At 71.4% G+C, this 311-nt stretch carries 1 protein-coding gene; it reads right to left on the reverse strand.

Annotated features, from left to right (window positions below):
- Nucleotides 1-11: 11 nt before the first annotated feature.
- Nucleotides 12-311: His/Gly/Thr/Pro-type tRNA ligase C-terminal domain-containing protein (locus ABY44_RS01635; RefSeq protein WP_431640778.1), on the reverse strand; the 300-nt coding region annotated here is incomplete at its 5' end.

The raw sequence follows: 311 nt of genomic DNA on the forward strand, positions 1-311 counted from the left end.
ACTGAGGGTGCTCAGGCGCCGCGCAGGCGCTCCGCGAGGTACGCGTGCAACTCGTCGATCGACACGCGCTCCTGCGCCATGGTGTCGCGGTCGCGCACCGTGACGGCACGGTCGTCGAGCGAGTCGAAGTCGACCGTGACGCAGAACGGGGTGCCGATCTCGTCCTGGCGACGGTAGCGGCGGCCGATCGCCCCCGCGTCGTCGAAGTCGACGGCCCAGGAGCTGCGGAGCGTGTCGGCGACCTCGCGAGCGAGAGGCGAGAGGTTCTCGTTGCGCGACAGCGGCAGCACGGCGGCCTTGACCGGAGCGAG

The sequence above is a fragment of the Burkholderia sp. ZZQ-2 genome (genome assembly GCF_050768715.1).
Lineage (GTDB): Bacteria > Pseudomonadota > Gammaproteobacteria > Burkholderiales > Burkholderiaceae > Burkholderia > Burkholderia cepacia.